The following is a 25,918-nucleotide window of genomic DNA, read 5'->3' as shown; positions in this document are numbered from 1 at the left end:
CTATACGTTTTTCATCATATACTTTCTTTCTTATTTTAACAAGGAAACAAAGTAAATTTTATCTATCAAAGTTAGCTTTTACGATAATAAACAATATCATCCAATTAATGTTTTATATCATTATTTCCTTTTTTGGCATCTTTTAACTTTTCAGGAGTAACATCTTGTCCCTTTTCATCAACGACTTTAACAGAGTGAAGTTGTTTTTTAAACGATGCACGAAATGTTTTTACATATTCTGCTCTTAATTTCTTCTGTTCTTCCACTTCTTTTGCAGTTAATCCTGTAGTTTTAGCTCGATTGGCTAATTCATTTATTCGTGCAATTTTCTCTTTTGATAACATCAATTTATTCCTCCTAGAAGACTCATCCATTCCTTCTATTAATGTACACGAACAACTAATATCATTCAACTTTGTTGACTTTTTCAATATGCTCTAAATATCGCCGATTTACCGTTGCCTTCGAGGTATCGTAACCAATCCCATTTAAAAAACTGCTAATCTCAGAAAAAGTAAGTCCTTTATCTCTTAATTTGATAATTTCTTCGATTGGTAATTCTTTTCTCTTTCGTCCGCCCATTTGAAGATTTGTTAAGTTCATTTGGGGGCGGTAGCCTTTATTTATAGCTTTCTTCATACCTCTTTTAATTTTCATGTTATGTGATTTCCGTTGATATTCCTCCACAATTCCAATGATATCCATTAGTATCGTGTCCATTTCAGTTGGTTCTAGTTCGTTCCCTAAATTAGAAAGGGTATAAATCTTTTTGTTCATTTTTCTAATCTGATATAGAAGTGCAGTCTTTGTATTACCTCTCCCTAACCTTGTATCATCCTGTATAAGTAATACATCTGCATCATTCTTAAGTAATTCTAATACTTCAATGATTCCTTCTCTATCTGTTTCATAGCCGCTCATCCGCTCTTTTATAACCTGTATCACTTCAAACTGAAGGCGGTTAGCTAAATCCATTAATTCTTCAGCTTGTCTGTTTAAAGATGAAGTTTGCTCATCATTTTTCGTACTTACCCTGCAATAAATAACTGCCTTTACCAATATATTCACCTACTGTTTGTATCTACTGGAATAACTAATGTTTGACCTGCAATTAAATTAGATTCTTGCATCTCATTCGTTTGGAGCACCCATTGTATAAACTCATCAATTGAAAATGGATGATCATATTTAGTTGCAAACCCCCATAATGTATCTCCCTCTTTAACAACTACTTCAATCGGTTCTGCAAACCCTTGTTTTTCAGCGCCAGCCACTGACATAAATGCAAAAAATAAGATAGAAAGTACAAATATAATCACTAGAGATATCTCTTGTCGACTTAAATTTACTAGTTTCATCAAAATCACCTCATAAGAATGTATGTTCTTGTCTAATATTGTAGAGGAGAACACCTATTCGTGTCAATGATAAATTAGAACTTATGTTTGCATCCGTTTTTTTGACATGATATACTTTATTTAAGATTAATTGGATAAATGAGGTGTCAGTGATGACAAAAGTGTCAAAAAGACAACAAGAAATCTTAGACTATATCAAAACCGAAGTTCGAAAAAAAGGTTATCCACCTTCAGTCCGAGAAATCGGTGAAGCTGTAGGGCTAGCATCAAGTTCTACTGTACACGGTCACCTTTCTCGGCTTGAAAAAAAAGGACTTATTCGCCGTGACCCTACAAAACCAAGAGCAATTGAAGTTATTGATCAAGATCAAGTTGATGCTGAACCTGGAATAGATACAAGAACCGCTTTTGTCCCAGTAATCGGAAAAGTTACAGCTGGACAACCTATTACAGCTATCGAAAACGTGGAAGAGTATATTCCTTTACCGGAAAGACTAGTCTCAAACGATTCAGTCTATGTTCTTATCATTGATGGAGATAGTATGATAGAAGCCGGTATTTTCGATGGAGATATGGTCATCGTGCGTCAACAGCAAACAGCAAACAATGGTGACATTATAGTTGCTATGACCGACGAAGATGAAGCAACCGTTAAGCGCTTTTTCCGTGAAAAAGACTATATACGTCTTCAACCTGAAAATTCAACAATGGAGCCGATTATTCTTAACAACTGTACAATTCTTGGAAAAGTGATTGGTGTATTCCGAACCATCCATTAAAAAGTACCCCAACCGGGGTATTTTTTATGCTTTCTGTACAGTACGAAGAAATTTTTTCTTTATTATGTCGGCAAAATTACCGGGAAAATTTTTGTGGGATACTTTTTCCGCAGCTTATCCATCAAAAAAAGAACCCTCGAAGCATATAGCTCCAAGGGTTACAGATTTTAGTATGAAGAAAGGTACTGTTCGCGCTCCCAAGGGTGAACCTGTGTACGGAACATATCCCACTCGATTTCTTTAGCTTCAATAAAGTGCTCAACCGCATGCTCGCCTAAAGCTTTAATTAACACTTCATCTTGAGATAATTTATCCATTGCTTCTTTTAAAGTTGCTGGAAGATCTTTAATTCCTTCTTCCTCACGCTCTTCTTTACTCATGATGTAGATGTTACGATCAGTTGCTTTTGGTGGAGTAAGCTTACGCTTGATTCCATCAAGTCCAGCAGCCAGCATAACAGCCATTGCTAAGTAAGGGTTCGCAGCAGGGTCTGGAGAACGAACTTCTACACGAGTACTTAGACCACGAGAGTTTGGAATACGGATTAATGGACTACGATTACGCATTGACCATGCAACATATACTGGTGCTTCGTAACCAGGAACTAAACGCTTATATGAGTTTACTAGCGGGTTCGTAATAGCTGTAAACCCTTCCGCATGGTCTAAAATACCAGCTAGGAATTGCATTGCTGTTTCACTTAACTGAGATTCTGTCGTCTCGTCGAAGAAAGCATTTCCTTCAGGAGTGAATAGAGACATGTTACAATGCATTCCTGACCCGTTTACACCAAATAATGGTTTAGGCATAAACGTCGCATGTAATCCATGTTTACGAGCAATTGTTTTTACAACTAGCTTAAATGTTTGGATCTCATCACACGCTTTAATTGCATCTGCATATTTGAAATCAATTTCATGCTGCCCTGGAGCTACTTCATGGTGGGATGCTTCAATTTCAAAGCCCATCTCTTCTAATTCAAGTACGATATCGCGGCGGCAGTTCTCTCCTAAGTCTGTAGGAGCTAAATCGAAATAGCCACCTTTATCATTTAATTCTAAAGTCGGCTCACCTTTTTCATCATTTTTGAAAAGGAAGAACTCTGGTTCAGGTCCGATGTTGAACGATGTAAAACCTAGCTCTTCTGCTTCTTTTAATACACGCTTCAAGATACCACGCGGGTCTCCAGCAAATGGAGTCGGCTCTTCACCTGGCTTTCCTGGTTGGTAAACATCACAAATTAGACGTGCTACTTTACCTTTTTCTGAAGTCCACGGGAAGATTACCCAAGTATCGAGATCTGGATATAAATACATATCAGACTCTTCAATACGAACAAATCCCTCAATTGATGAACCATCAAACATCATTTGGTTGCTTAACGCTTTTGGAAGTTGATTGACAGGAATTTCTACGTTTTTAATAATCCCCATTAAATCAGTAAACTGTAAACGAATAAAACGTACATTTTCTTCTTTTGCAACTTTTAGAATATCTTCTTTAGTAAACTTAGCCATATTATGTATTCCCCTTTCAAGAATATATTAAAAGAATTGATTTTAGTGGAAGAAGCGAGATAGCTGCCCCTGTATAATAGAAGCCTTCCCGTTTCGACCGGCCATTATCAATTCATTCTTTAAATGTTTACGCAGTTCCTTATCAGAGATTTCAGCTGGTTCTCCTTGAGCTAATGTCCCCATTTCAGCCGCTTTTTCATTTAACTCAAGAATTCTCTTAATTCCTGATATATTAATACCCTGTTCAATTAATGTCTTAATTTCTAAGAGCTTATCTACATCATTAAATGAAAATAAACGTTGATTTCCATTTGTTCTCACTGGATGAATGAGCCCATGTTCTTCGTAATAACGAATTTGTCTTGCAGATAATTCTGTTAACTGTTTTACAATACCAATTGGGAACAGTGGCATATTACGACGGATTTGATCGCTCATAACCAAACCTCCTTCTCTAGAACTTATTATTAGAATAATAGATGTAAGCTATCATGTCAATAGATGTGAGGAAAGTTAACATTGGTTTTTTTCAAATTATTACTTTTTTCGATCTTTTTTAACTTTTAGCATTCTTTCGTTTATCCCTATGTAGATCTTTTTTCTATGACCTCCATTACATCTTTTCTTTAATTAAATTCCATAAAAAAAAGCACTCCTTTGAGTGCTTTAGCCTTATAGTATCAAATACTTCTTTTCCAATAGATGATTTACAGCCTTCACAACTGCAATCTTCACGTGAGAATAGGTTAATCCCCCTTGTACATAGGCAACATAAGGCGGACGCAACGGACCATCCGCTGACAGCTCGATACTTGCCCCTTGAATAAAAGTTCCTGCCGCCATTATGACATCATCCTCATAACCTGGCATGGGACTTGGATGTGGAACGACATGTGAATTAATCGGTGACGCCTGTTGGATTGCCTGACAGAATGCAACCATCTTTTCACGATCGTCAAATTGTACGGATTGTATAAGGTCTGTTCTTTTTTGGTACCATGCAGGCTGTGTATTCATTCCTAATTCTTCGAGGAACGCAGCCGTAAAGTGGGCTCCCTTTAACGCCTGAGTCACGGTATGAGGAGCTAAAAAGAACCCTTGGTACATTTCAAGCAAGCTGTATAATGAGGCTCCACCTTCCGCGCCAATACCTGGTGCTGCTAATCGATAGGATGCTAACTCTACTAACTCTTTTTTCCCTACTAAATAACCGCCTGTTTTTACGATGCCGCCCCCTGGATTTTTAATAAGAGAACCCGCCATTAAGTCCGCGCCAACATGGCATGGTTCTTTCAATTCTACAAATTCACCGTAACAATTATCAACAAAAACAATAACGTTGTTTTTTATTTCTTTTACAAATCGAATCATTTGTTCAATTTGATCAATAGTGAAAGAAGGGCGGTTATCATATCCTTTCGAACGCTGAATCCCAATCACTTTTGTTTTTTTTGTAATCGCTTGTTCTACAGCTGTAAAATCTACTGTTCCCTCGTCTGTTAATGGTACCGCATTATACGATACTTGAAAGTCTCTTAAAGAACCGTTTCCGTTCCCTCGAATACCTACAACTTCTTCTAACGTATCATACGGTTTACCTGTAATATAAACCAATTCATCTCCAGGACGCAGTACACCGAATAATGCTGTAGCGATCGCATGGGTACCTGAAATGATTTGCGGTCGAACTAACCCAGCTTCAGCTCCAAATACGTGGGCATAGATCGCTTCTAAAGTATCCCTCCCTGTATCGTCATAACCATAGCCAGTCGAAGGTGTAAAATGAAAATCACCGACCTGAAATTTTTGAAAGGCTTGTAAAACCCGAAGCTGGTTTGTTTCAGTCACTCGATCAATTTCTTGAAATTGTTCTTTTAATTTCTTTTCTGTTCTCTCTACAATTGGTTGTAATTGTTGTCCAAATGAAAACTGTTCGTACATACTATTCTCCCTGCTATTTAATGCTCTGATTGGTTTAGTTGATGTGCAAGTGAGTGATTCGGATAAACATATCCCTCACATTCATAAGTTTCTGTTTCTTCATCCCAACTTTGATTTAAAAGAATTGTTTCCGTTTTAACTCTGGCTAGTAATTTTCCTTGATCGGAATGAATTTTTGCTTTATAAAAGACCATTTCTTGTTTAAGTGTTTCTTCAATCTTATCTTGTAGCTTTCTTAATTGCTTTTCATCTTTTGCTGAGATTAAAAGTTCTGATGAATGAACAAAAACATCATCTTTATCCTGAATTAGATCCGCTTTATTATAGACCGTTAACATCGGTATTTCATTTACATCAAGATCTTCTAATAACTTTAAAACTGTCTTCTCGTGTTCACTAAAATTCTCATGTGAGGCATCAATAATATGTAAGATCAGGTCAGCTTCTTGAACTTCCTCTAACGTTGAACGGAAGGCAGCAATTAATGTCGTTGGGAGGTCTTGAATAAACCCTACCGTATCGGACAATAAAACGTTCAATCCACTCGGTAATTTTAATTTCCTTGTCGTAGGATCTAAAGTTGCAAACAATAGGTTTTGTTCAAATGTGTCAGCCGCAGTTAACCGATTAAGAATCGTAGATTTCCCTGCATTTGTATAACCAACCAAGGCGATTTGTAACACTTGATTTTCTTTTCGTCGCTCGCGATACTGTTTGCGATGTTGAACAATCGTTGATAGTTGCTGTTTGATTTCGTCCATCCGACGGCGGATATGCCTTCTATCAGTTTCTAACTGTGTTTCACCGGGACCACGCGTTCCTATTCCACCACCTAAACGAGATAAAGCTAAACCTCGTCCCATAAGACGGGGCAGAAGATAATTTAATTGGGCAAGCTCAACTTGGAGCTTACCCTCCCTTGATTGCGCTCGTTGCGCAAATATATCTAAGATGAGCTGCGTTCGGTCTATCACACGTACATCTTCTCCAAATATAGAAGATATATTTCGAATTTGACCAGCCGATAACTCATCATTAAAAATGACTAAATCTGGCTCTTTCTCTTCTATTAGCAGCGAAAGCTCCTCGATTTTACCACGTCCTAAATAGGTCGCCGGATCAATGGACACTTTCTTTTGATCAATCATAGCAACAACTTCACCGTTAGCCGTTGCTGTTAAAGATTTAAGCTCTTCCATAGAATATAAGAAATGGTCGTCAGTTCTATCTTTCGTTTGACAACCTGCTAAAATAACGCGTTCTTTTGAATCATTTCTAACTTCTTGCACTATGAACTCACAACCTTTGATTTCTAATTCCGTCTTGAAGATATTACACATACGTCCACTAAATGTCAAGAAAACGGTTGAACTCTAGACTTCTCAAAGTCAAAGTCCTCTGCTTGAAGAGTGGATAAAGATTGCCGGTCGTACTTCCCTTCAACAAGAAGGCGAACAGCTTGAGTACGAATTGCTTGCTCAATTAAGTTTCTCACAAATCGGCCATTACTAAACGTTTTTCCGTGTTCACCTTTAATTCTTCGTAAATATTCTCGAACTTTTTGTTCTCCAGCCCTCGACAGCTGATATTCTCTTTCTGCCAACATGATTTCGCTAATTTCCATTAATTCATCCGTTGAATAATCTTCAAAAGGAATGGTGATTGGGAAACGGGATGGCAAACCTGGGTTTAGAGATAGAAAATAATCCATTTCTCTACCGTACCCTGCTAAAATTAAAACAAAGTCGTGTTGTTGGTCTTCCATCGCTTTAACTAACGTATCAATCGCTTCTTTCCCAAAGTCCTTTTCTCCGCCGCGAGCTAATGAATACGCTTCATCAATAAATAGTACCCCACCCAACGCTTTCTTTAGTACTTCTCTCGTTTTTTGCGCGGTATGTCCAATATATTCACCTACTAAATCAGCTCTCTCAACTTCAATCAGATGTCCCTTCGAAAGTACTTCCATTTCATGAAACAATTTCGCAATGAGACGCGCTACTGTCGTCTTCCCCGTTCCAGGATTTCCTTTAAAAATCATGTGCAAAGACTGCCTAGAACTTTTTAACCCATTTTCTTTACGACAGTTATTGATGTAAAGCCATGCATATACTTCTTTTAACAACCGTTTTACATCGTTTAATCCAACTAATGAAGACAACTCTTTTTCCATACGCTCAAGTACTTCATGTTTTTCTGCCAATGTATTTCCAAAAGATTGTTCTTTTCGATATAAATTTTCCTTATCTCGCTTATTTTCACGGTTCAGGACAACATTAATTTGTCCTTTCGAGCGGGTAACTGTTGTATTTTTCATTGTTTCACCCCTCTGTTTACAATCGGTTACAATACTATACGCAATCGCCTAATTTTTGTGACAAATGCCTAATAAGATTTTTACAAAGAAAAAGAGGGTCACTCCTTAGTGCACAATACCTTACTAAGATATGCATCTTAGTATCAAAGGTAATAACACTTACGAGTGACCCTCACCAATTCCAATCTTTACGATTGTTGTTCTGGATCAATATTCACTTGAACATTACGCTGTGGAGCAAAAGTTGAAATAGCATGTTTATAAACAAGTTGCTGTTTTCCTTCACTCTCTAGGATAATTGTGAAATTATCAAACGCTTTAATTAATCCACGTAACTGGAAACCATTTAACAAGAAAACAGTAACTGCGATATTATCCTTGCGTAGTTGATTTAGGAATTGGTCTTGAATGTTAACGGATTGCTTCATTTATAAGTCCCCCTTCTATGTACTGTTATTTTATTTCGCTATGATTATAAAGCTTTCCTTCTATAAATTGTTTAATTTCTATAATCTTTTCATTAAAGTTTGCATTTGTCATGTCAAACCAGTGAACATCTGCTTTATTTCGAAACCAAGTATATTGTCTCTTCGCATAACGTCTAGAGTTTCGCTTTAGAATTTCGATCGCTTCTTCCTTACTCACTTTTCCTTCTATGTACTCATAAATTTCTTTATAGCCAATCGCTTGTACGGACTGACATTCTCGAACCCCATGATCATACAGTCGTTTCGCTTCTTCTAACAGCCCTTGTTCAATCATCAGATCGACGCGATCGTTTATACGCTTATATAATACTTCCCGGTCCGTCGTTAAGCCAATAAAGACATAGTCATAAGGCGATTCTTTCGTTTGGGATTGTTGGTATTCAGATAACGTTTTTCCCGTTAGCTTCAATACTTCTAAAGCTCGAATAACTCTTCGGTAATTATTCGGATGGATAGAAGTATAACTGACAGGATCAACATCCTTTAATTGCTGATGAAGTTGTTCAACTCCATGCTCTTCTACAAAATTCTCCATTTCTTCTCGAAACTTTAAATCAGTAGATGTATCCGCAAAATTAAAATCTTGTATGACTGAGTTTATATATAGACCCGTTCCTCCGACGATAAATGGTAATTTCCCTTGTGCATTTAACGATTTTATCAGCGGCTGAACAAGACCCTTAAATTCAGCAACCGAAAAAGGTTCTGTCGGCTCCTTAATGTCAATCAAGTGATGGGGAATTCCATCCATCTCTTCTATTGTTACTTTCGCGGTGCCAATATCCATCTCTTTATATATTTGCATGGAATCACCACTAATAATTTCCCCGTTGAAACGTTTGGCTAGCTCTATGCCCATCTTGGTTTTTCCAACCGCTGTAGGGCCAACTATAACAACAAGCTTCTCCTTCATGACAACACCCTTTTTGTTTCCTTTTTCACTTCTTCATTTCGTTGTTTAACTCGTAGTAACCGAAATGAAATCTTGAAGTTCGTCTTTTTATCACGTCAAAACCGAATTTAGCAAACCGATCACTTTTCCAATGATCCTTAAAAACAATCCGCTGTCTCGCTACCCTCTTTGCTTCTTCAATAGTTTCAGCAGTTATTGGTTGATACAGGGCTAAAGACTTTAGCGGTGTTAACCCTTGCGATGCTTCTAGGTCAGCTTCAAACATCGGATCAAAATAAACGACATCGTAGCTATTTTCTTCTAATCTACGGAGAATTTCAAAGTGATTTCCATGAATAACTTGTACCGAACGCATCGCTTGATTAAACAAGTTATTACCAGAATTCCAATGCTTCAACCCTTCTTTAACAATATAGGCAATCGGCCGGCTTCCTTCAATCCCTGCCACTTTTCCCGACGAACCAACAACAGATTGGGCAATGATCGCGTCCGAACCAAGACCTAACGTACAATCTAATAGAGTCATCCCTTCTTCCAACTGAGAAGCATCTATAAATGGATCATACCCGTCTTTCTGTAGTCGTTTAAAACGGAACATCGCCGAGTTGGGGTGAAAAAAGAAAGGCTCTGTTGAATGAATGGAGTAATAGAAGAGCTTTTTCTTCCCGACTACAAAGATGTCATCCCCAAGCTCTTCTATCATAACCTCTATCGGTTTATCTTCCCTGTCAAGATAAGTTGCTTCCAGATCTAAACTTATCATTTTAGCTTCTTCTACTAATTTTTCATTATGCTTTAAGGCTGTCGTTATATACACATTATCTCTCCACATCACTATAGTGCTACCATATTATAGACTTTTTCACACTTAAATCGCAACTAATTAGTAGATAAGCCATCTATCATTATATCCACAGTGAATGAGTGATAATCATTACACCAACAGTTTTTACATAATCCTTTTGAACATTTTTTCCATTTCATAAGTTGAGTAATGTATAAGGATTGGACGTCCATGTGGACAAGTAAATGGATCGATACATTTACGTAAGCTCTCTAATAAGGCAAACTGTTCATCCGCCCTTAAATAACGATTAGCTTTGATCGCTGCCTTACAAGACATTAAAATCGCAGCTTCCTCTCGAAGTTTTTTGATATCAATTTTTTTCTTAGAAAGGACTTCATCAATCATCTCCCGTAATGTTTCATCTTCATGACCTTTTGGAAGCCAAGTAGGATAGGAACGAATGATATAGGTTTGATTACCGAATGGTTCTAAAAACAATCCGACTTCTTTTAACTCTTCAGTGTGTTCCTTTAAGGTAATAAATTCACTCTGGGTGCATTCAAGTGTGATTGGAACGAGAAGGTCTTGTAGTTCTGAAGTTACTCGGCCTACTTTTTCTTTAAAATATTCATATTTAATTCTTTCTTGTGCCGCGTGTTGATCAATAATATATAATCCTTGTTCATTTTGAGCAAGGATATACGTTCCGTGCATTTGACCAATCGGGTATAAAGTCGGTACACGATCATTTCGTGCAAAATCAGGAGACGGTTGTTCCTTAACTGTATTTCCTACTGGTATATCTTTTTCCATTTCGACTTTCTCTACTGTTTCAACAGAGATGCTTTTTTCTTCCTCAAAACCATCGTCGGTTTCAGTTGGTTGTTCTCGATAGTTTATAATTGGTTTCGTTGAATTGTATGTTTTAGTCGTAGGAATGACCGGTTGATATTCAACTCGACTTACCTGTGTTTCTTCATGGTTCAGTTGAAAAGCAATTTGTTCTGATTTTGGTTTTTCCTTTTTTTCTCGAACGACTTCAGGAATGAGCTGTGTTTTTTTAAAGACGCTTTGAATTCCCTCTTTTACGAGTGTCGTAAGTTCCTCTTCTTTACTTAATCGAACTTCCAATTTAGAAGGATGAACATTGACGTCAATTAATAATGGATCCATCGTTATGTTGAGTACAACAATCGGATATCGACCAATTGGAAGCAGCGTATGATACCCTTCTTGAATCGCTCTTGCTAATGAATAATTTCTAATATATCTTCCATTTACAAATGTAGATATATATTGCCTCGATGCTCTAGTTACCTCAGGCTTCACAATAAAGCCGGTAACTTGAAAGTCAATGGTTTCTAATTCAATTGGTAGCATTTGTTTAGCAACAGCCGCACCATAGATAGAATGTAAGACTTGTAGTTGACTTCCATTCCCATTCGTCTGTAACATTTGCTTGCCATTATGGTAAAGTTCAAATGCAATCTCAGGGTGTGCTAAGGCAATTCTATTCACTATGTCACTTATATTACCCAATTCCGTGTGAACCGTCTTCAAATACTTCAACCTAGCCGGTGTATTATAAAAAAGGTTCGTTATCGTAACTTCAGTTCCTTTTCTGCTATTAGCTGACTGTTTTGCAATAATTTTTCCGCCTTCTAATTGAATACATGTTCCTGCCCCATCACCTGTACTTGTATTCAATTCAAGGTATGAGACCGAAGCGATACTTGGAAGGGCTTCCCCACGAAAACCTAAAGTCGTAATATGAAAAAGGTCTTTGTCCGTCTTAATCTTACTTGTTGCATGTCGATAAAAAGCCGTCTCGATATCATCAGGTAAAATACCATCACCATTATCTAGTATTCTAATTTTAGAAAGTCCACCTTCTTCAACTTCAATTACGATTTGTGTGCTATTTGCATCAATTGCGTTCTCAACTAACTCTTTAACAATTGAAGCCGGGCGTTCCACCACTTCCCCAGCTGCGATTTTATTGGAAAGCTGTTCATCTAATTTTACAATTTTCCCCATGGCTTCACGCACCTCCTTAGCTATTTTCTTAGTTTGCGTTGTATGTCATTTAACATTTGTAACGCTTCAAATGGTGTCATATTGAGGATATCTAACTTTTTAAGGTCTTTAATAATTCCTGTTTCAGTTGAACTGGAATGAGACTTTTTTGGTTGTTGTTCATTTTCTCCAAATAAAGATAATTGAATAGGTTGTCCCTCTTTTTCTTCACGTTCTTTCAATTTCAACTTTGACATAGCAGGAAGTGCTGCTTGTTTTTCTCCCCCCTCTAATTGTTGTAAGATTTCATCCGCTCGAACAATAACATGTTCTGGAAGTTCTGCTAGTTGCGCAACATAGATCCCATAGCTTCTGTCAGCTTGTCCGTCAACCACTTTGTGTAAAAATACAACTTTTCCATCTTCCTCTATTGCTGAAACATGAACGTTCTTAAGCCGTTTTAATTGTTGATCTAAAGCGGTAAGTTCATGATAGTGAGTGGAGAATAAAGTCTTGGCTCCAATTTGTTCGTGGATATATTCAACAATCGCCTGAGCGAGTGCCATCCCATCGTAGGTAGATGTTCCTCTACCAATTTCATCTAAAAGAATCAGACTATTTTCTGTTGCATTTGTTAATGCATGTTTTGTTTCTAACATTTCCACCATAAATGTACTTTGTCCGCTTGCCAAATCATCTGCCGCGCCAATTCTTGTAAAGATCTGATCAAAAATTGGAAGGACCGCAGTGGTTGCAGGAACAAAACATCCGACTTGCGCCATTAAGGATGTTAATGCTAACTGTCTCATATACGTACTTTTACCGGCCATATTTGGCCCCGTAATTAATAAGATTTCACGTTCACGATCCATGACAACATCATTTGAAACATATTGACCACGGTCGATCATCTTTTCAACGACCGGATGCCGGCCATTCTCAATATGAATTTGACGATCTTCTGAAAATTGCGGTCTCACGAAACGTTGCTCATTACTAATTGTTGCAAAGCTTTGTAATACATCTATTGTACTAATCGTTTTAGCGAGTTGTTGAAGTTGGCGTATATAACTTTTTACTTGTTCACGGATCATTTGAAATAAATCATATTCAAGTAACTCTATTTTTTCTTCTGCTTCTAGAATAAGTGTTTCCTTTTCTTTGAGTTCTGGCGTTATATAACGTTCCGCATTCGCTAGCGTTTGTTTTCTTTCGTAACGACCTTCTGGCAGATTAGGGATATTAGACTTAGTAACCTCAATATAGTAGCCAAATACTTTGTTATACCCGATTTTAAGTGATTTGATCCCTGTTTCTTGCCGCTCTCTTTGTTCAAGTGCAGCAATCCACGTCTTCCCATTTAAACTCGCATCTCTATAGGTATCTAGTTCCTCATTAAAACCCGTTTTAATCATACCGCCATCCTTAACAGAAAGAGGAGGATCGTCAACAATACTCGTTTCTAACAAGTCTAAAAGTTCACCACAGTGATCAATCGTTGTAATTAATCGATCTAATAGAGGTACATTAAGCTGTTGAACAATATGAACGATCATTGGAATTTGTTGCAGGGATCTTCGTAGTTGAACAAGTTCACGTGCATTCACATTACCATAGGCTACTTTCCCGGCCAAACGTTCTAAGTCATATACTTCCGTCAACGCTTCTCGTAACTCTTCCCTAACAAAGAACTGCTCCATAAGAGTCTCAACCACGGTTAAACGCTCTTCAATTTCTCCTTGAGTAATTAATGGCCGTTCTAACCACTTTTTTAATAAGCGGGCACCCATAGCGGTTACTGTTGCATCAACAATCCATAATAATGAGCCTTTTTTCTTTTTCTCTCGAATCGTTTCAATTAATTCTAGGTTTCGCTTTGAATGATAATCAATTTTCATATATTGATTGGACGTGTAATATTGAACTTGCTGTAAATGATCGAGCGATCGCCTTTGTGTTCGAACTAAATAATTACATAGCCTTCCAATCGTTGCCACGAGGTAGTCATGTTCAATACCTTCACATATCGGTTGAAAAAATTCCGGCACTCCCTCATCCGCTTCAAATGATATAGTGATTGATAATCTTTGCTTTACCATCTCAAGATATGATTCGTTAAAGTCTGGTGCAACAATTACTTCTTTTGCTGCAGTCGAAGCAAGCTCATAAATCGCTTCATCTATTCCACCTGTTAATTCAGTAATAGAACTTTCACCAGTCGTTAAATCCGTACGAATAAAACCGAAGCGTCCATCATCCAGATCGGATACAGATGTTATAAAATTATTTTCTTTATCAGCAATGGTTTTACCATCCATTACTGTTCCAGGCGTAATTAACTGCACAACCTCCCGCTTAACGACGCCTTTCGCTTCTCTCGGATCCTCTACTTGCTCACAAAGGGCAACCTTATACCCTTTCTCTATTAATTGAGTAATATATTGCTCAGCTGAGTGATAAGGGACTCCACACATCGGAATTCGGTCCTCACCGCCACCTCTTCCAGTTAGTGTAATCTCTAATTCTTTTGCTGCGAGCTTCGCATCTTCAAAGAATAACTCATAAAAGTCTCCTAAACGAAAAAATAAAAAGGCATCTTTATATTGTGCCTTAATTCCTAAATATTGCTGTATCATAGGCGTATGCTGTGCCATTGTAATCCCCCAAAATTCTACATTTTACGCCTATCATTATACCATATTCATAGAAGAGGTGTCAGGCACCTTTAATTGGCTAAAGGTGCCTGATACTCAATAAGTACACATGCATATAAAAAAACTAGGAAGTAATTTCCTTCCTAGCTCCAATCAACTATTCTTCTGTGTCTCCCATCATGAAGTTAGGATCTAAATCTTCGAACTCTTCATCCGTTACGTCTTCTTCAAACATTGAAGGATCTAATTCAGCAATCGTTCCGTCGGGATGAACCGCGACATGAATCTTCGTTTCACCGATTACTTCAGTCAAGAATTCACGTTCTACTTGAACGACAACACTTGAGCCATTTGGTGAAATTGTTGCTTCAAGTGTATTAGGCTGCTGAATTGCTTTAGCCATAACTTGAACATCATCAGATAAAATGTTGTCATCCTTTACTTGCAATGGTACTACGTCTGTGTACGTAACCGTTTCAGTAGCTACTTCGGTCTTCGTGTTGTTTTGGTGAGAATACCAACAGTTGATGTCATAACTACCTTGTACTTCCACCGCATCACCTTTTTTAGCTGCTTCGTACCTATGGTTGATAATCCAGCAACCAAGGATACTAGTAGGCTTGTGGGAAGGGCTTACTGTATGACTAGCTTGAGTAAACTTTCTTCCCTTACCACAAACCGCCTTCGTAATAATTTCACGATAATTTAAGTTATCTGTTTGTGACATGAGTGAACCCTCCTCGATCAAATCGTTAGAAAAACTCGGCATGTCGCCGTAAGTACTTCGCTTCAACATCGTGTCTAGGTGTCGAAGTTAAGTCATAGGGGAAAGCATGACTTTGATAGCCCGATAAATTAGACCGGCGTCCATCTAATTCAAAATACGATGTCTTAGTCTTAGGTCAAACTAGCGTCGCCAATTTCTTCACTTCCATCCTATGCAGGGCGAATAACCATTGTGCCAAAAAAATTAATTTCTTCTTGTAGAAAGAGACGATAATTTCAATACATAATCTATAAAACGATATGAGGCAAACCTTGCAATTATGTCCCCTTTTCTAGATTTGATTAAATTATTTTTTGGGCAGTTTCTCATTGATTAATATAGAGTATTCACATGCAGCAGAATAAATGAAAGAATTATTAAACTTTCTTTCTTTAAAGTATATAACCATAGTATGTAGCTTTTAATACAATTAGCGTGGCTGGCTGTGTATTAATTTACGGACATCTCTCCAATTGTACCTAAAAAAGAAGCCTCTCTTAATCAGAGTAGGCTTCTCGATATGTCCTTAGCTTTTGCATCCACCTGAACTAAATGGACTTTTCGTCGTTGTCCCTTTTAATAGATCTCCATCCATTGACTTAATAATTTCATCTGTCACCGTGTTAGAAATCGTTGATGAAACAAGTTGAAGAATATCATTAACTTCCATTTGACTACTTGTAAATTCTTGTACTAACGGAATTTGATCTAATTCTTCTTGATAAGCGTCGATTTTAGCTTCTGCTTTTTTAAGAGCCTCTACTTTACCATAATGTTGTAGGTTAACAGCCTCTTTTTGTGTACGCTTGATTTTAGCCATTAATTCTTGAACTTTTACATTTTCATTAATTTGCTTTTCGGCTTTCTTAAAGAAATCTACTTCTTCTGTTTCAGCGATCATTTTTGCCAGTTCTGTTGCTTTCTCAACAATTTCTCTTTTCGTATACATTTTTTCCATTATTCCTTCACCTCTGCTAATTCAACCATTTCTCCATCTAACGACCACGTTTTAGCATCTGTTACCTTTACATAGACGATGTTGCCGATAACTGACTTCGGCGCTTTAAAATTCACAAGACGATTGGTTCGTGTACGACCTGATAAAATCTCTGGATTCTTCTTACTTTCTCCTTCAACTAAAACTTCAACCACTTTATCTTGATAGTCTAAGTTTCTTTTAGCTGAAATTTCATTAATTAATGCATTTAAGCGAGCCAGTCTTTCTTTTTTAACTTCCATAGGAACATTATCAACCATTTTAGCAGCTGGTGTACCTTCACGCGGCGAGTAGATGTACGTAAACGCACTGTCAAACTCAATTTCACGTACTAATGAAAGTGTATCTTCAAACTGCTCTTCCGTTTCGTTAGGAAAACCAACGATTAAATCAGTCGTAAAAGATGCATTTGGAATCGCTTCTTTTATTTTACCAGCTAATACTAAATATTGCTCACGTGAATACTTACGTGCCATTAATTTTAGGATTTCTGAATTACCGTGTTGAACTGGTAAATGAATATGCTCTACTAAATTTCCACCTTTAGCAAGAACTTCAATTAAATGATCATCAAAGTCTCTAGGGTGACTTGTCGTGAAGCGAATTCTTGGAATGTCAATTTTACGAAGATCGTCCATTAAATCTCCAAGTCCATAATTGACTCCTTCAATATCTTTACCGTATGCATTTACGTTCTGACCAAGCAGAGTCACTTCTTTGTAGCCTAGGCGAGCTAACTCACGTACTTCTGCAATAATATCCTCAGGAAGGCGACTACGTTCCTTTCCACGGGTATAAGGGACGATACAATACGTACAGAACTTGTCACAGCCATACATAATATTCACCCACGCTTGAGTATTACCTTGACGCTTACGTGGCATATTTTCAACAATATCGCCTTCTTTTGACCAAACTTCAACAACCATTTCCTTACCAAAGATTGCATCTTTTAATAGATGTGGTAAGCGATGAATATTGTGAGTTCCAAAAATCAGGTCAATGTGCTGATGCTTCTGCATAATACGATTTACTACGCCTTCTTCTTGAGACATACAGCCACATACTGCTAAGATTAATTCTGGTCTTTCTCTTTTTAGAGGCTTTAAGTTTCCAATTTCACCAAACACTTTGTTTTCTGCATTTTCACGGATCGCACAAGTGTTTAAGATAATGATATCTGCTGTATTTGTATCTTCTGTTTCTGTAAATCCTAGCTCTAATAGCATCCCTGCCATGTTTTCTGTATCATGGTAGTTCATTTGACAACCGTATGTGCGAACTAAGAAAGATTTTCCTTTACCAATTTCTTTCATATCTTCAGGAATGTTAAAGTCATAATGAACTTGAACATCTTCCTTACCCCGACGCTTACCTTTTGAATAGTCCGGTTGATCACTAATCAGAATACTACGGCCACTAATTTTCATTACTTTTTTACCATCTTCTCTCTCAGTCACTTTAGCATTAGAGAAGTCGAAATATTTACTATAGTCTTTAGTAGAACTGTTTCCACTAGAGGATTTTACGTCCTGTGTGGAAACCTTTTTGCTTTTGTTGTTATTATTTTCATTCATAATATATAGCTCCTTTCTCATATTTTAGAGAAATATAATGAGACGTACAAAATAATATTATATACGCTTCTATCATTCTACACAACATTTCATATGAATAACCCTTGAAGAACTAATGAAACTTTATGGCATAAGATAGAATCATAAAATATATGTCTATTTATTTAAAGTACAATGGCAGGCTCTCTTTAGATCGATAATAAAAAAGATGCATCCTAAAGACTGGATGCACCTTATAAATTCTTATTTATTTAGCTACAAGTACCGGACAGTGTGCATGTTGTACAACATTATGACTCACACTGCCTAAGACAATTTCTTTTATTGTACTAAGCCCTCTGCTTCCAATTACAATCAGGTCGACATCTTTCTTTTTCGAATACTCAATGATCATTTCTGCAGGATTACCATTTAATACAACATAATTTTTTGGGTTTTTTAACTCCTCCAGTACGAATTTTGCATCATCTAATGTTTTTTTAATCTTTTCCTTCTGGTTTTCCAAAAGCATTTCATAAACGCCAAATTCACTTCCTAAGTATTTCGGGTTTAGTACATAAAGAACGTTAACTTCAATTCTGTCATCTTGTTTTGCTAATGCTTTTGCCATCTCTAATGCTTTTTTTCCTAAAGTAGAACCATCATATGCAACAACTATACGGGAATAAAAACTGAACATCTTTCATCTCCCCCAATACGATTATTCTGTTACAATCCTTATTTTAACACTGAAGAAAAAAAATCAACTTAAATATTTTAACAATTTTCTGAAATTTATATAAATTCCCTAGTTCCTATGCTAAAATTAAGAAAAGACGCCCATTTTCGTTGGACGTCTTTTCTTAATTTTTATTAGATTACATGAATTCAGCCATTAACTGGTTGAATTTCGCTTCATCAAGTTTTAAGTCTTGTTTAGAAAGACCGTTTTCGTCGTAACCAGATACTAGTTCTTGGTACGATTTCTTTTCTTTGTCTTGGTAGATAAGACCTGTAACTAGACCATTATTTTCCATCAACGTTTGCATCGCTTGCATACGATTAGACGAATCGTAACCTTCAATTGCAGACAGGCTAGTTAGGTTATCTTTAAACCAGTCATATGTGTTAACTTTATTAAATGTAACACAAGGACTGAATACGTTGATTAATGAAAAACCTTTATGGTTAATCCCTTGTTCAATTAAAGAAGTCAGTTCTTTAAGGTCACTTGAGAAGCTTTGCGCTACAAATGTTGCTCCAGCAGTTAGAGCTGTTTCCATAACGTTTAACGCAGACTCAATTGAACCACCTGGAGTACTCTTTGTCTTAAAGCCCATTTCACTACGAGGTGATGTTTGACCTTTTGTTAAACCGTAAATTTGGTTATCCATTACGATGTACGTAATGTCGATGTTACGACGAATAGCATGAACTGTATGACCCATACCGATCGCAAATCCATCACCGTCTCCACCTGAAGCGATAACTGTTAAATCACGATTTGCCATTTTTACACCTTGTGCAATTGGTAATGCACGCCCATGAATACCATGGAAACCATATGAATTAATGTAACCCGAGATACGACCAGAACAGCCAATACCTGAAACAACAGCAAGTTTATCTGGCTCTAGTCCAGCATTTGCAGCGGCACGTTGGATTGCTGCCTGAACAGAGAAGTCACCACATCCTGGACACCAGTTAGGCTTTACTTTATTACGAAAGTCTTTAAATGTTGCCATTTAGACCAACTCCTTGCATTGTTTGTAGATGTCTGATGGCAGGAATGGATTACCGTCATATTTAAGCATGCTTTCAACATTTGTTCCGCCAACATTCATTTTGATAATACTTGCTAATTGTGCTGTTGCGTTATTTTCAACGACTACAACTTTCTTAGCACGATCCATTAATGGTTTTAATTGTTCTGTCGGGAATGGGTGTAGTAAACGAACATGTGCATGGTTTACTTTAATACCATCGGCTTCTAATCGTGGCATTGCTTCGTTAATTGTTCCACGAGTAGAGTTAATACCAATAACTAATAGATCTGCTTCTTCATGTGGTGCATTCGTATATACCGGTGTATCGAAGCGGTCCGCTAGCGAGTTTAATTTACGTAATCGCTTGTCCATTTGTGCTACACGATTTTCAGGACTCTCAGATGGTTTCCCTGTCTCATCATGCTCAACACCAGTTACGTGGTGAACACCGTTTTTCATTCCTGGAGCAACACGTGGTGACACTCCATCTTCAGTTACTAAGAAGCGTTTGAAGTACTCTCCATCTACACGCTCAGGTAACTCTTCATTTATATCAAACTTACCTCGGCGAATTTCAATTTTGTTGTAATCCAATGGCTCAACTGTTTGCTTACCTAATGATAAAGCAAGGTCAGTTACAATAATGACAGGGCATTGATACTCTTCAGCAATATTGAACGCTTCAATTGTGTCGTAGAATGCCTCTTCTACTGTACTTGGAGTAATAACAACTTTCGGGATATCACCGTGAGTGTTATATACCATTGCCATTAAGTCTGATTGTTCTTGCTTTGTTGGTAATCCAGTACTTGGACCCCCACGTTGTGTGTCAACAAGTACTAATGGAACTTCTGTAATACCTGAAAGACCAATTGCTTCTGCCATTAGTGATAAACCTGGTCCAGCTGAAGCTGTTAGTGTACGTACACCAGCATAGTTAGCACCAATTGCCATCGTTACAGCAGCAATCTCATCTTCTGTTTGAATAACTGTTCCACCGAATTCAGGAAGTTTTTTAATTAAATATTCCATGATTTCTGATGCAGGAGTAATAGGGTAAGCAGGCATGAAACGGCATCCACCAGCAACTGCACCCATCGCGATCGCATCGTTCCCGATCAAGAACATACGTTTTTTCCCATCAGCTTTTTCTAATTGAAGAGACTCAATTTGACCACCGGCTTCTTTGTTAAAGAAGTCAGCACCAGCTTGAATAGCCTCCATGTTCTTTTCAACAACTGACATACCTTTTTTCTTAAAGATTTCTTCAACAACTTCACGGTAAGACTCTGCAGGTAAACCAAGGATAGCACTTGATGCACCAACTGCAACCATGTTCTTCATAAGAGAAGTTCCGAGTTCATTAGCAATTTCAGTAAATGGAACCGCATACAATGTCGCTTTGGAATCCTCTGCTAATGTAGGATTGAATTTGGCATCAGCGACAACTACTCCACCTTCACGAAGTTCATGGTAGTTTACATCAATTGTCTCTTGGTCAAACGCTACTAAGATATCTAAGTCGTCTGAAATTGCATTAAGTTGCTTTGTGCTTACTCTGATTTTATTGTTCGTATGTCCACCTTTGATACGAGAAGAAAAGTGTCGATACCCGTACAAATAGTACCCTAAACGATTAAGTGCAATAGCAAAGATTTCTCCGGTACTTTCAATACCTTCCCCTTGCTGTCCTCCAACTTTCCAAGAAAGTTGATTGATCATTTTCTCCACCCCTTTGGCGTATTGAATGAGAATGACTGTTTCCACTATATGCATAGTAAATCCCTTTGTAAATTCACTAGGCTAACTGAGGGTAACTTACGTGCCATGCTCATGAATAATTATGTACTAAACGATTACAATAATAAATCTATCCATAAGAAAAAGCAAGACTTTAAAGGAAAATATTACGGAATAGTGAAAACGTATAAAATTTGTCAAAATGAATCGGAACAATATTCGTTCACGATCTTGACATAATTTTAACAAAAGTTGACTACTTACTTCAAAGGTTTTTATTACTTTTTTTAATTTTTTTTTAACAGTCTTAATAAATACACAAAAATAAGGCTAACTATCGCGTTTAGTTTCTCTTATTTGTATAGAGAAACTTCGCAAGTTAGCCCTTTTGGTTTGAGCCGTTTATCTTGGCTCGATAATTAATTTAATTGCTGTTCTTTCTTCACCATCAATCTCAATATCTGTAAATGCAGGAATGCAAACGAGATCAATACCACTTGGTGCAACAAACCCCCTAGCGATTGCAATCGCTTTAATTGACTGGTTTAGAGCACCAGCGCCAATTGCTTGAATTTCTGCTGCGCCTCTTTCTCTTATGACACCTGCGAGTGCTCCTGCTACAGAGTTAGGTGTAGATTTTGCTGAAACTTTTAATATCTCCATTTCTTGTACCTCCTTAATGATGAAAATTGCCGCTTATTAAATATATTCCCGAAATATTCTAATATTCCTGCTAATAAGGAGGTATTTTCGAAATATTCTCGCAGTTTTTATTCGAAGAATGGAGAATCCTCGTTGATTAATACACGTTCGATCGATTTTGCTCGACCACTTTTTTCATCCACAGTAATTACGACAGCATTTAATTGGTCCCTGCCAGCAGCAACTTCAAATCGTACAGGTAGATTGGTCAAGAATTTGTTTAATACTGCTGAACGGTCCATCCCTAATATACCGTCATACGGTCCTGTCATTCCGACATCTGTAATATAAGCTGTACCCTTTGGTAATACTCGTTGGTCAGCCGTTTGTACATGTGTGTGTGTTCCTACGACAGCTGTTACTCTGCCATCTAAATACCAACCCATTGCTTGCTTCTCACTCGTAGCTTCTGCATGAAAATCAACAAATATATATGGTGTTCTAGCTTTTACTTGCTCTAATATCTCGTCAACTTTACGGAAAGGACAGTCGTTTGGTGGAAGGAATGTTCTTCCCATTAAGTTAATTACTACGACTTCGATGCTATTAATTTTAACGATGGTATAGCCCTGTCCTGGGGTTCCATCTGGATAATTGGCAGGACGTACTAAAGTTTTTGCGTCATCAATAAATTCAAAGATTTCACGATTATCCCATGAGTGGTTACCTAATGTCACTGCTTGAGCGCCAGCGTCAAGGAAACTTTTATATATTTTCTGGGTAATACCTTTGCCACCTGCAGCATTTTCACCGTTTATAATCGAAATTTGTGGACGGTATTTTTTTTTCAATTTCGGTAAGTATTCTTTAACCATGGCTCTACCGGGAGAACCGACTACATCTCCAACAAATAATATCTTCATTTCGTGCCTCTTTTCTACAAACTTACTTACAATGTATATATACAATCATATCTATAAATAATTACCTATGACAAGTATTTAGTTAATCTTCCAAAAAAAATAAAGTGGTTTTCACCACTTTATTTTGCGTACTCAACTGCCCTGGTTTCACGTATTACGGTAACACGAATATGACCTGGGTAATCGAGATCTTCTTCAATTTTCTTTGTGATATCACGAGCCAGCTTGTAGGCTTGTGCATCATCAACAATATCAGGTTTTACCATTATTCTAACTTCTCGTCCAGCTTGAATTGCATAAGTCTTTTCAACACCTTCGAAAGACTCTGATATCTCTTCAAGTTTCTCTAATCGACGTATATACGTTTCTAGAGTTTCTCGTCTAGCACCAGGTCGCGCTGCACTTAACGCATCAGCTGCAGCAACGAGTGTAGCAATAATTGAAGTTGGTTCGGTATCACCATGGTGTGATGCGATACTATTAATTACAACTGGATGTTCCTTGTATTTCGTAGCAAGCTCTACACCAATTTCAACGTGGCTTCCTTCTACTTCGTGATCTATTGCTTTTCCAATATCATGGAGTAAGCCAGCACGACGAGCAAGTTGAACATCTTCACCAAGTTCAGCAGCCATCAGTCCAGCCAAGTAAGCCACTTCCATCGAGTGCTTCAAGACATTTTGACCATAACTCGTTCTAAACTTTAATCGACCTAATATTTTAATAAGGTCTGGATGTAAGCCATGAATTCCCATTTCAAAGGTTGCTTGTTCACCGTATTCACGGATCGCCTCATCAACCTCGCGACGAGATTTATCTACCATTTCTTCAATACGAGCTGGATGAATTCGTCCATCTTGAACAAGTTTCTCTAACGCTGTTCGGGCTATTTCTCTTCGAATCGGATCAAAGCCTGATAAGATTACTGCTTCAGGAGTATCATCGATAATTAGATCAATACCTGTAAGCGTCTCTAAAGCGCGAATATTACGACCTTCCCTTCCTATGATGCGACCTTTCATTTCATCATTGGGAAGACTTACCACAGAAACCGTTGTTTCTGCAACATGGTCTGCTGAGCACCTTTGAATAGCTAACGATAGAATTTCTCTCGCTTTCTTATCAGCTTCTTCTTTCGCTTGTGTTAATCGATCTTTGACTAACACTGCCATTTCATGGGTAAGGTCTTGCTCAACTTCACGTCGAATAGCTTCTTTTGCTTCATCTCGAGATAGTCCAGAAATCCGTTCGAGCTCAGTTTTCTGCTTATTCAAGATTTCCTCCACTTTGCTATCCATCTCTTCAATATGTCGTTGTTTTTTGGCGAGAGACTCCTCTCTCTTTTCTAATGATTCCTCTTTCTTATCTAGAGTTTCACTTTTACGGTCAAGGATCTCTTCTTTTTGAACCAAACGATTCTCTTGTTTTTGAATCTCATTTCTACGTTCACGAATGTCACGCTCAGCTTCTATGCGAAGTTTATGAACCTCGTCCTTAGCTTCAAGAACGGCTTCCTTCTTACTAGCTTCAGCTTCTCGTTTACCATCTTCAACAATCTGTTTGGCAGCATGTTCCGCACTAGAAATTTTCGCTTCAGCAATGGATTTTCTAACAAGATATCCAACAACTGCACCAACACCTGCAGAGACAACAAGCAAAATGGAGATGATTAAGACGTTATCCATGTAGTCACCTCCTCTTGCTATCTAATTGTTGGTTCCAAAAGTCATATTATCATTCGTTAATTATCGTGCGTTAACTTACACACCTCATGAAGGAAACATGACATTTAAAATGCCGTATTCTCCTTAATTGTATAGTTGGATAATTTTGTTGTCAAGCATTGTCAGTTCGATTAACTTCACTAATTCCATCACGAATATCTACATAATAAGCTCGGTCACCGGACTGTGCCAAATGTTGGTTGTGAGTGATCATAATAATTTGTCGATCAAACATCGTACTAATCGACTTAAGGAATTCATAAAGGTACAAAACATACTCTCCTGAAACATGCTTCCCCGGCTCGTCTAGCAGGATCGGACCATCCATTTTCGGTTGTGTCGTTTCAATAAGAGCGACACGTAATGCTAGTGTAACAATATCTACTACACCGCCGCCTCGTGCTTCTTGTGGCTTTGTTTTAACTTTAATTCCCTCATAATCAGACACGACGTAAAATTCGGCAACAGGCTTATTTCCTTGTTCTTCTATTTCAATTTGAAATTCAAAGAGGGGGCCAAAAATAAACTGTAATGCATTCGTTACTAAACTTTCAATTTGCTGTTTGGCCTGCTCCCGAGCATATTCTGCAGACTGTTGTAATAATACTCTTACTTTTTCATACGTATCTTTTGTTTCATAGAACTGATCCAATGCATTTAATTTCTCTTCTAATTGCTCCGTTAATAATTTTCGCTCAGCATCAAGACGAACCCACTCATTTTGAGATTGATGTAAATCCTGCTCTAATTCGTTAAATGCTTTTTCGAATTTACTCATTTTTTCCCATCAATTCCCTAGGTATCATAGCTTTCGTTTCTGCTAACCCTCTTTCAATTTCTTCTTCAAGCTTTTTTATTTCTGCTTCTAAGTTTTCCGGCTTGACACCAAGCTCTTCTAATTCATTTAACAATCGTTTTTGTTGGTTTTCTAATTCTTCTAGTTTTGCCTCAGCTCGATATCGCATATCTTTTGCTTTATCGATTGCTTCTTTGATCTTTGTTAGTTCATGTTCAACATGTTTCACGTTTTTCAC

25 protein-coding genes are annotated in these 25,918 nt (G+C 37.5%); 1 reads left to right on the top strand and 24 read right to left on the bottom strand.

The window, feature by feature from the left end:
• Nucleotides 1-104 precede the first annotated feature (104 nt).
• From AC2VNP_RS18800 to yneA, 3 genes are all read right to left on the bottom strand, one after another.
• Nucleotides 105-344, bottom strand: a complete 240-nt coding sequence (locus AC2VNP_RS18800) for a DUF896 domain-containing protein (RefSeq protein WP_486918790.1) — start codon at nt 342-344, stop codon at nt 105-107.
• 61 nt (nt 345-405) lie between these two features.
• Nucleotides 406-1,059 (bottom strand): YneB family resolvase-like protein, encoded by a 654-nt coding sequence (locus AC2VNP_RS18795; protein WP_486918789.1) that lies wholly within the window; start codon nt 1,057-1,059, stop codon nt 406-408.
• A 5-nt stretch (nt 1,060-1,064) separates the two neighbouring features.
• On the bottom strand, nt 1,065-1,358 hold the full coding sequence (yneA, locus tag AC2VNP_RS18790; protein WP_486918788.1) for a cell division suppressor protein YneA: 294 nt from the start codon (nt 1,356-1,358) through the stop codon (nt 1,065-1,067).
• A gap of 152 nt (nt 1,359-1,510) precedes the next feature.
• On the opposite strand from yneA, the gene lexA reads away from it, so the two are divergent.
• The gene (gene lexA, locus AC2VNP_RS18785; RefSeq protein ID WP_486918787.1) at nt 1,511-2,137 is read left to right on the top strand and encodes a transcriptional repressor LexA; all 627 of its coding nucleotides are present in this window, start codon (nt 1,511-1,513) and stop codon (nt 2,135-2,137) included.
• A gap of 167 nt (nt 2,138-2,304) precedes the next feature.
• On the opposite strand, the gene glnA is transcribed toward lexA, so the two are convergent.
• The 21 genes from glnA to AC2VNP_RS18680 all read right to left on the bottom strand — a co-directional run bounded on the left by glnA (nt 2,305) and on the right by AC2VNP_RS18680 (nt 25,909).
• A complete protein-coding gene (gene glnA / locus AC2VNP_RS18780; protein WP_486918786.1) occupies nt 2,305-3,654 on the bottom strand; it encodes a type I glutamate--ammonia ligase in 1,350 nt (449 codons plus the stop codon).
• A gap of 42 nt (nt 3,655-3,696) precedes the next feature.
• Complete coding sequence (locus AC2VNP_RS18775) at nt 3,697-4,092, bottom strand: MerR family transcriptional regulator (RefSeq protein ID WP_486918785.1); 396 nt, start codon at nt 4,090-4,092, stop codon at nt 3,697-3,699.
• Nucleotides 4,093-4,326: 234 nt separating this feature from the next.
• Nucleotides 4,327-5,595, bottom strand: coding sequence for a methionine gamma-lyase family protein (locus tag AC2VNP_RS18770; RefSeq protein ID WP_486918784.1), 1,269 nt, complete (start codon nt 5,593-5,595; stop codon nt 4,327-4,329).
• A gap of 17 nt (nt 5,596-5,612) precedes the next feature.
• Nucleotides 5,613-6,935: a GTPase HflX gene (hflX, locus tag AC2VNP_RS18765; protein ID WP_486918783.1), complete on the bottom strand. Its 1,323-nt coding sequence runs from the start codon at nt 6,933-6,935 to the stop codon at nt 5,613-5,615.
• Between the two features lie 14 nt (nt 6,936-6,949).
• Nucleotides 6,950-7,912 (bottom strand): stage V sporulation protein K, encoded by a 963-nt coding sequence (gene spoVK / locus AC2VNP_RS18760; RefSeq protein ID WP_486918782.1) that lies wholly within the window; start codon nt 7,910-7,912, stop codon nt 6,950-6,952.
• A gap of 188 nt (nt 7,913-8,100) precedes the next feature.
• Nucleotides 8,101-8,340 (bottom strand): RNA chaperone Hfq, encoded by a 240-nt coding sequence (gene hfq / locus AC2VNP_RS18755; protein WP_075386030.1) that lies wholly within the window; start codon nt 8,338-8,340, stop codon nt 8,101-8,103.
• Nucleotides 8,341-8,365: 25 nt separating this feature from the next.
• On the bottom strand, nt 8,366-9,313 hold the full coding sequence (gene miaA / locus AC2VNP_RS18750; RefSeq protein WP_486918781.1) for a tRNA (adenosine(37)-N6)-dimethylallyltransferase MiaA: 948 nt from the start codon (nt 9,311-9,313) through the stop codon (nt 8,366-8,368).
• Between the two features lie 25 nt (nt 9,314-9,338).
• On the bottom strand, nt 9,339-10,145 hold the full coding sequence (locus tag AC2VNP_RS18745) for a class I SAM-dependent methyltransferase (protein WP_486918890.1): 807 nt from the start codon (nt 10,143-10,145) through the stop codon (nt 9,339-9,341).
• Between the two features lie 117 nt (nt 10,146-10,262).
• Nucleotides 10,263-12,137 (bottom strand): DNA mismatch repair endonuclease MutL, encoded by a 1,875-nt coding sequence (gene mutL / locus AC2VNP_RS18740; protein WP_486918780.1) that lies wholly within the window; start codon nt 12,135-12,137, stop codon nt 10,263-10,265.
• 20 nt (nt 12,138-12,157) lie between these two features.
• Nucleotides 12,158-14,770, bottom strand: a complete 2,613-nt coding sequence (gene mutS / locus AC2VNP_RS18735; RefSeq protein ID WP_486918779.1) for a DNA mismatch repair protein MutS — start codon at nt 14,768-14,770, stop codon at nt 12,158-12,160.
• Between the two features lie 157 nt (nt 14,771-14,927).
• Nucleotides 14,928-15,497, bottom strand: coding sequence for an outer spore coat protein CotE (locus AC2VNP_RS18730; protein WP_486918778.1), 570 nt, complete (start codon nt 15,495-15,497; stop codon nt 14,928-14,930).
• A 565-nt stretch (nt 15,498-16,062) separates the two neighbouring features.
• Nucleotides 16,063-16,494 (bottom strand): YlbF/YmcA family competence regulator, encoded by a 432-nt coding sequence (locus tag AC2VNP_RS18725; protein WP_486918777.1) that lies wholly within the window; start codon nt 16,492-16,494, stop codon nt 16,063-16,065.
• Complete coding sequence (miaB, locus tag AC2VNP_RS18720; protein ID WP_486918776.1) at nt 16,494-18,110, bottom strand: tRNA (N6-isopentenyl adenosine(37)-C2)-methylthiotransferase MiaB; 1,617 nt, start codon at nt 18,108-18,110, stop codon at nt 16,494-16,496. The genes AC2VNP_RS18725 and miaB overlap by 1 nt, the downstream gene beginning before the upstream one ends.
• Before the next feature lie 247 nt (nt 18,111-18,357).
• Nucleotides 18,358-18,789 (bottom strand): universal stress protein, encoded by a 432-nt coding sequence (locus AC2VNP_RS18715; protein ID WP_486918775.1) that lies wholly within the window; start codon nt 18,787-18,789, stop codon nt 18,358-18,360.
• 178 nt (nt 18,790-18,967) lie between these two features.
• Nucleotides 18,968-19,834, bottom strand: coding sequence for a 2-oxoacid:ferredoxin oxidoreductase subunit beta (locus AC2VNP_RS18710; RefSeq protein WP_486918774.1), 867 nt, complete (start codon nt 19,832-19,834; stop codon nt 18,968-18,970).
• Entirely contained in the window at nt 19,835-21,577 is a 1,743-nt protein-coding gene (locus AC2VNP_RS18705) for a 2-oxoacid:acceptor oxidoreductase subunit alpha (RefSeq protein ID WP_486918773.1), read from the bottom strand.
• Nucleotides 21,578-21,997: 420 nt separating this feature from the next.
• Nucleotides 21,998-22,258 (bottom strand): stage V sporulation protein S, encoded by a 261-nt coding sequence (locus AC2VNP_RS18700; protein WP_216827913.1) that lies wholly within the window; start codon nt 22,256-22,258, stop codon nt 21,998-22,000.
• A gap of 107 nt (nt 22,259-22,365) precedes the next feature.
• Complete coding sequence (locus AC2VNP_RS18695; RefSeq protein ID WP_486918772.1) at nt 22,366-23,160, bottom strand: TIGR00282 family metallophosphoesterase; 795 nt, start codon at nt 23,158-23,160, stop codon at nt 22,366-22,368.
• A gap of 119 nt (nt 23,161-23,279) precedes the next feature.
• Nucleotides 23,280-24,845, bottom strand: a complete 1,566-nt coding sequence (gene rny, locus AC2VNP_RS18690) for a ribonuclease Y (protein WP_486918771.1) — start codon at nt 24,843-24,845, stop codon at nt 23,280-23,282.
• 151 nt (nt 24,846-24,996) lie between these two features.
• Nucleotides 24,997-25,662 (bottom strand): OLD family protein, encoded by a 666-nt coding sequence (locus tag AC2VNP_RS18685; protein WP_486918770.1) that lies wholly within the window; start codon nt 25,660-25,662, stop codon nt 24,997-24,999.
• On the bottom strand, nt 25,655-25,909 hold the full coding sequence (locus AC2VNP_RS18680) for a hypothetical protein (protein ID WP_486918769.1): 255 nt from the start codon (nt 25,907-25,909) through the stop codon (nt 25,655-25,657). Before AC2VNP_RS18680 ends, AC2VNP_RS18685 begins: the two co-directional genes overlap by 8 nt.
• Nucleotides 25,910-25,918 lie beyond the last annotated feature (9 nt).

Source organism: Alkalihalobacterium sp. TH-98 (genome assembly GCF_057473385.1).
Note: the sequence above shows the minus strand (reverse complement) of the source record. Positions and strands in the feature narration are given on the sequence as shown.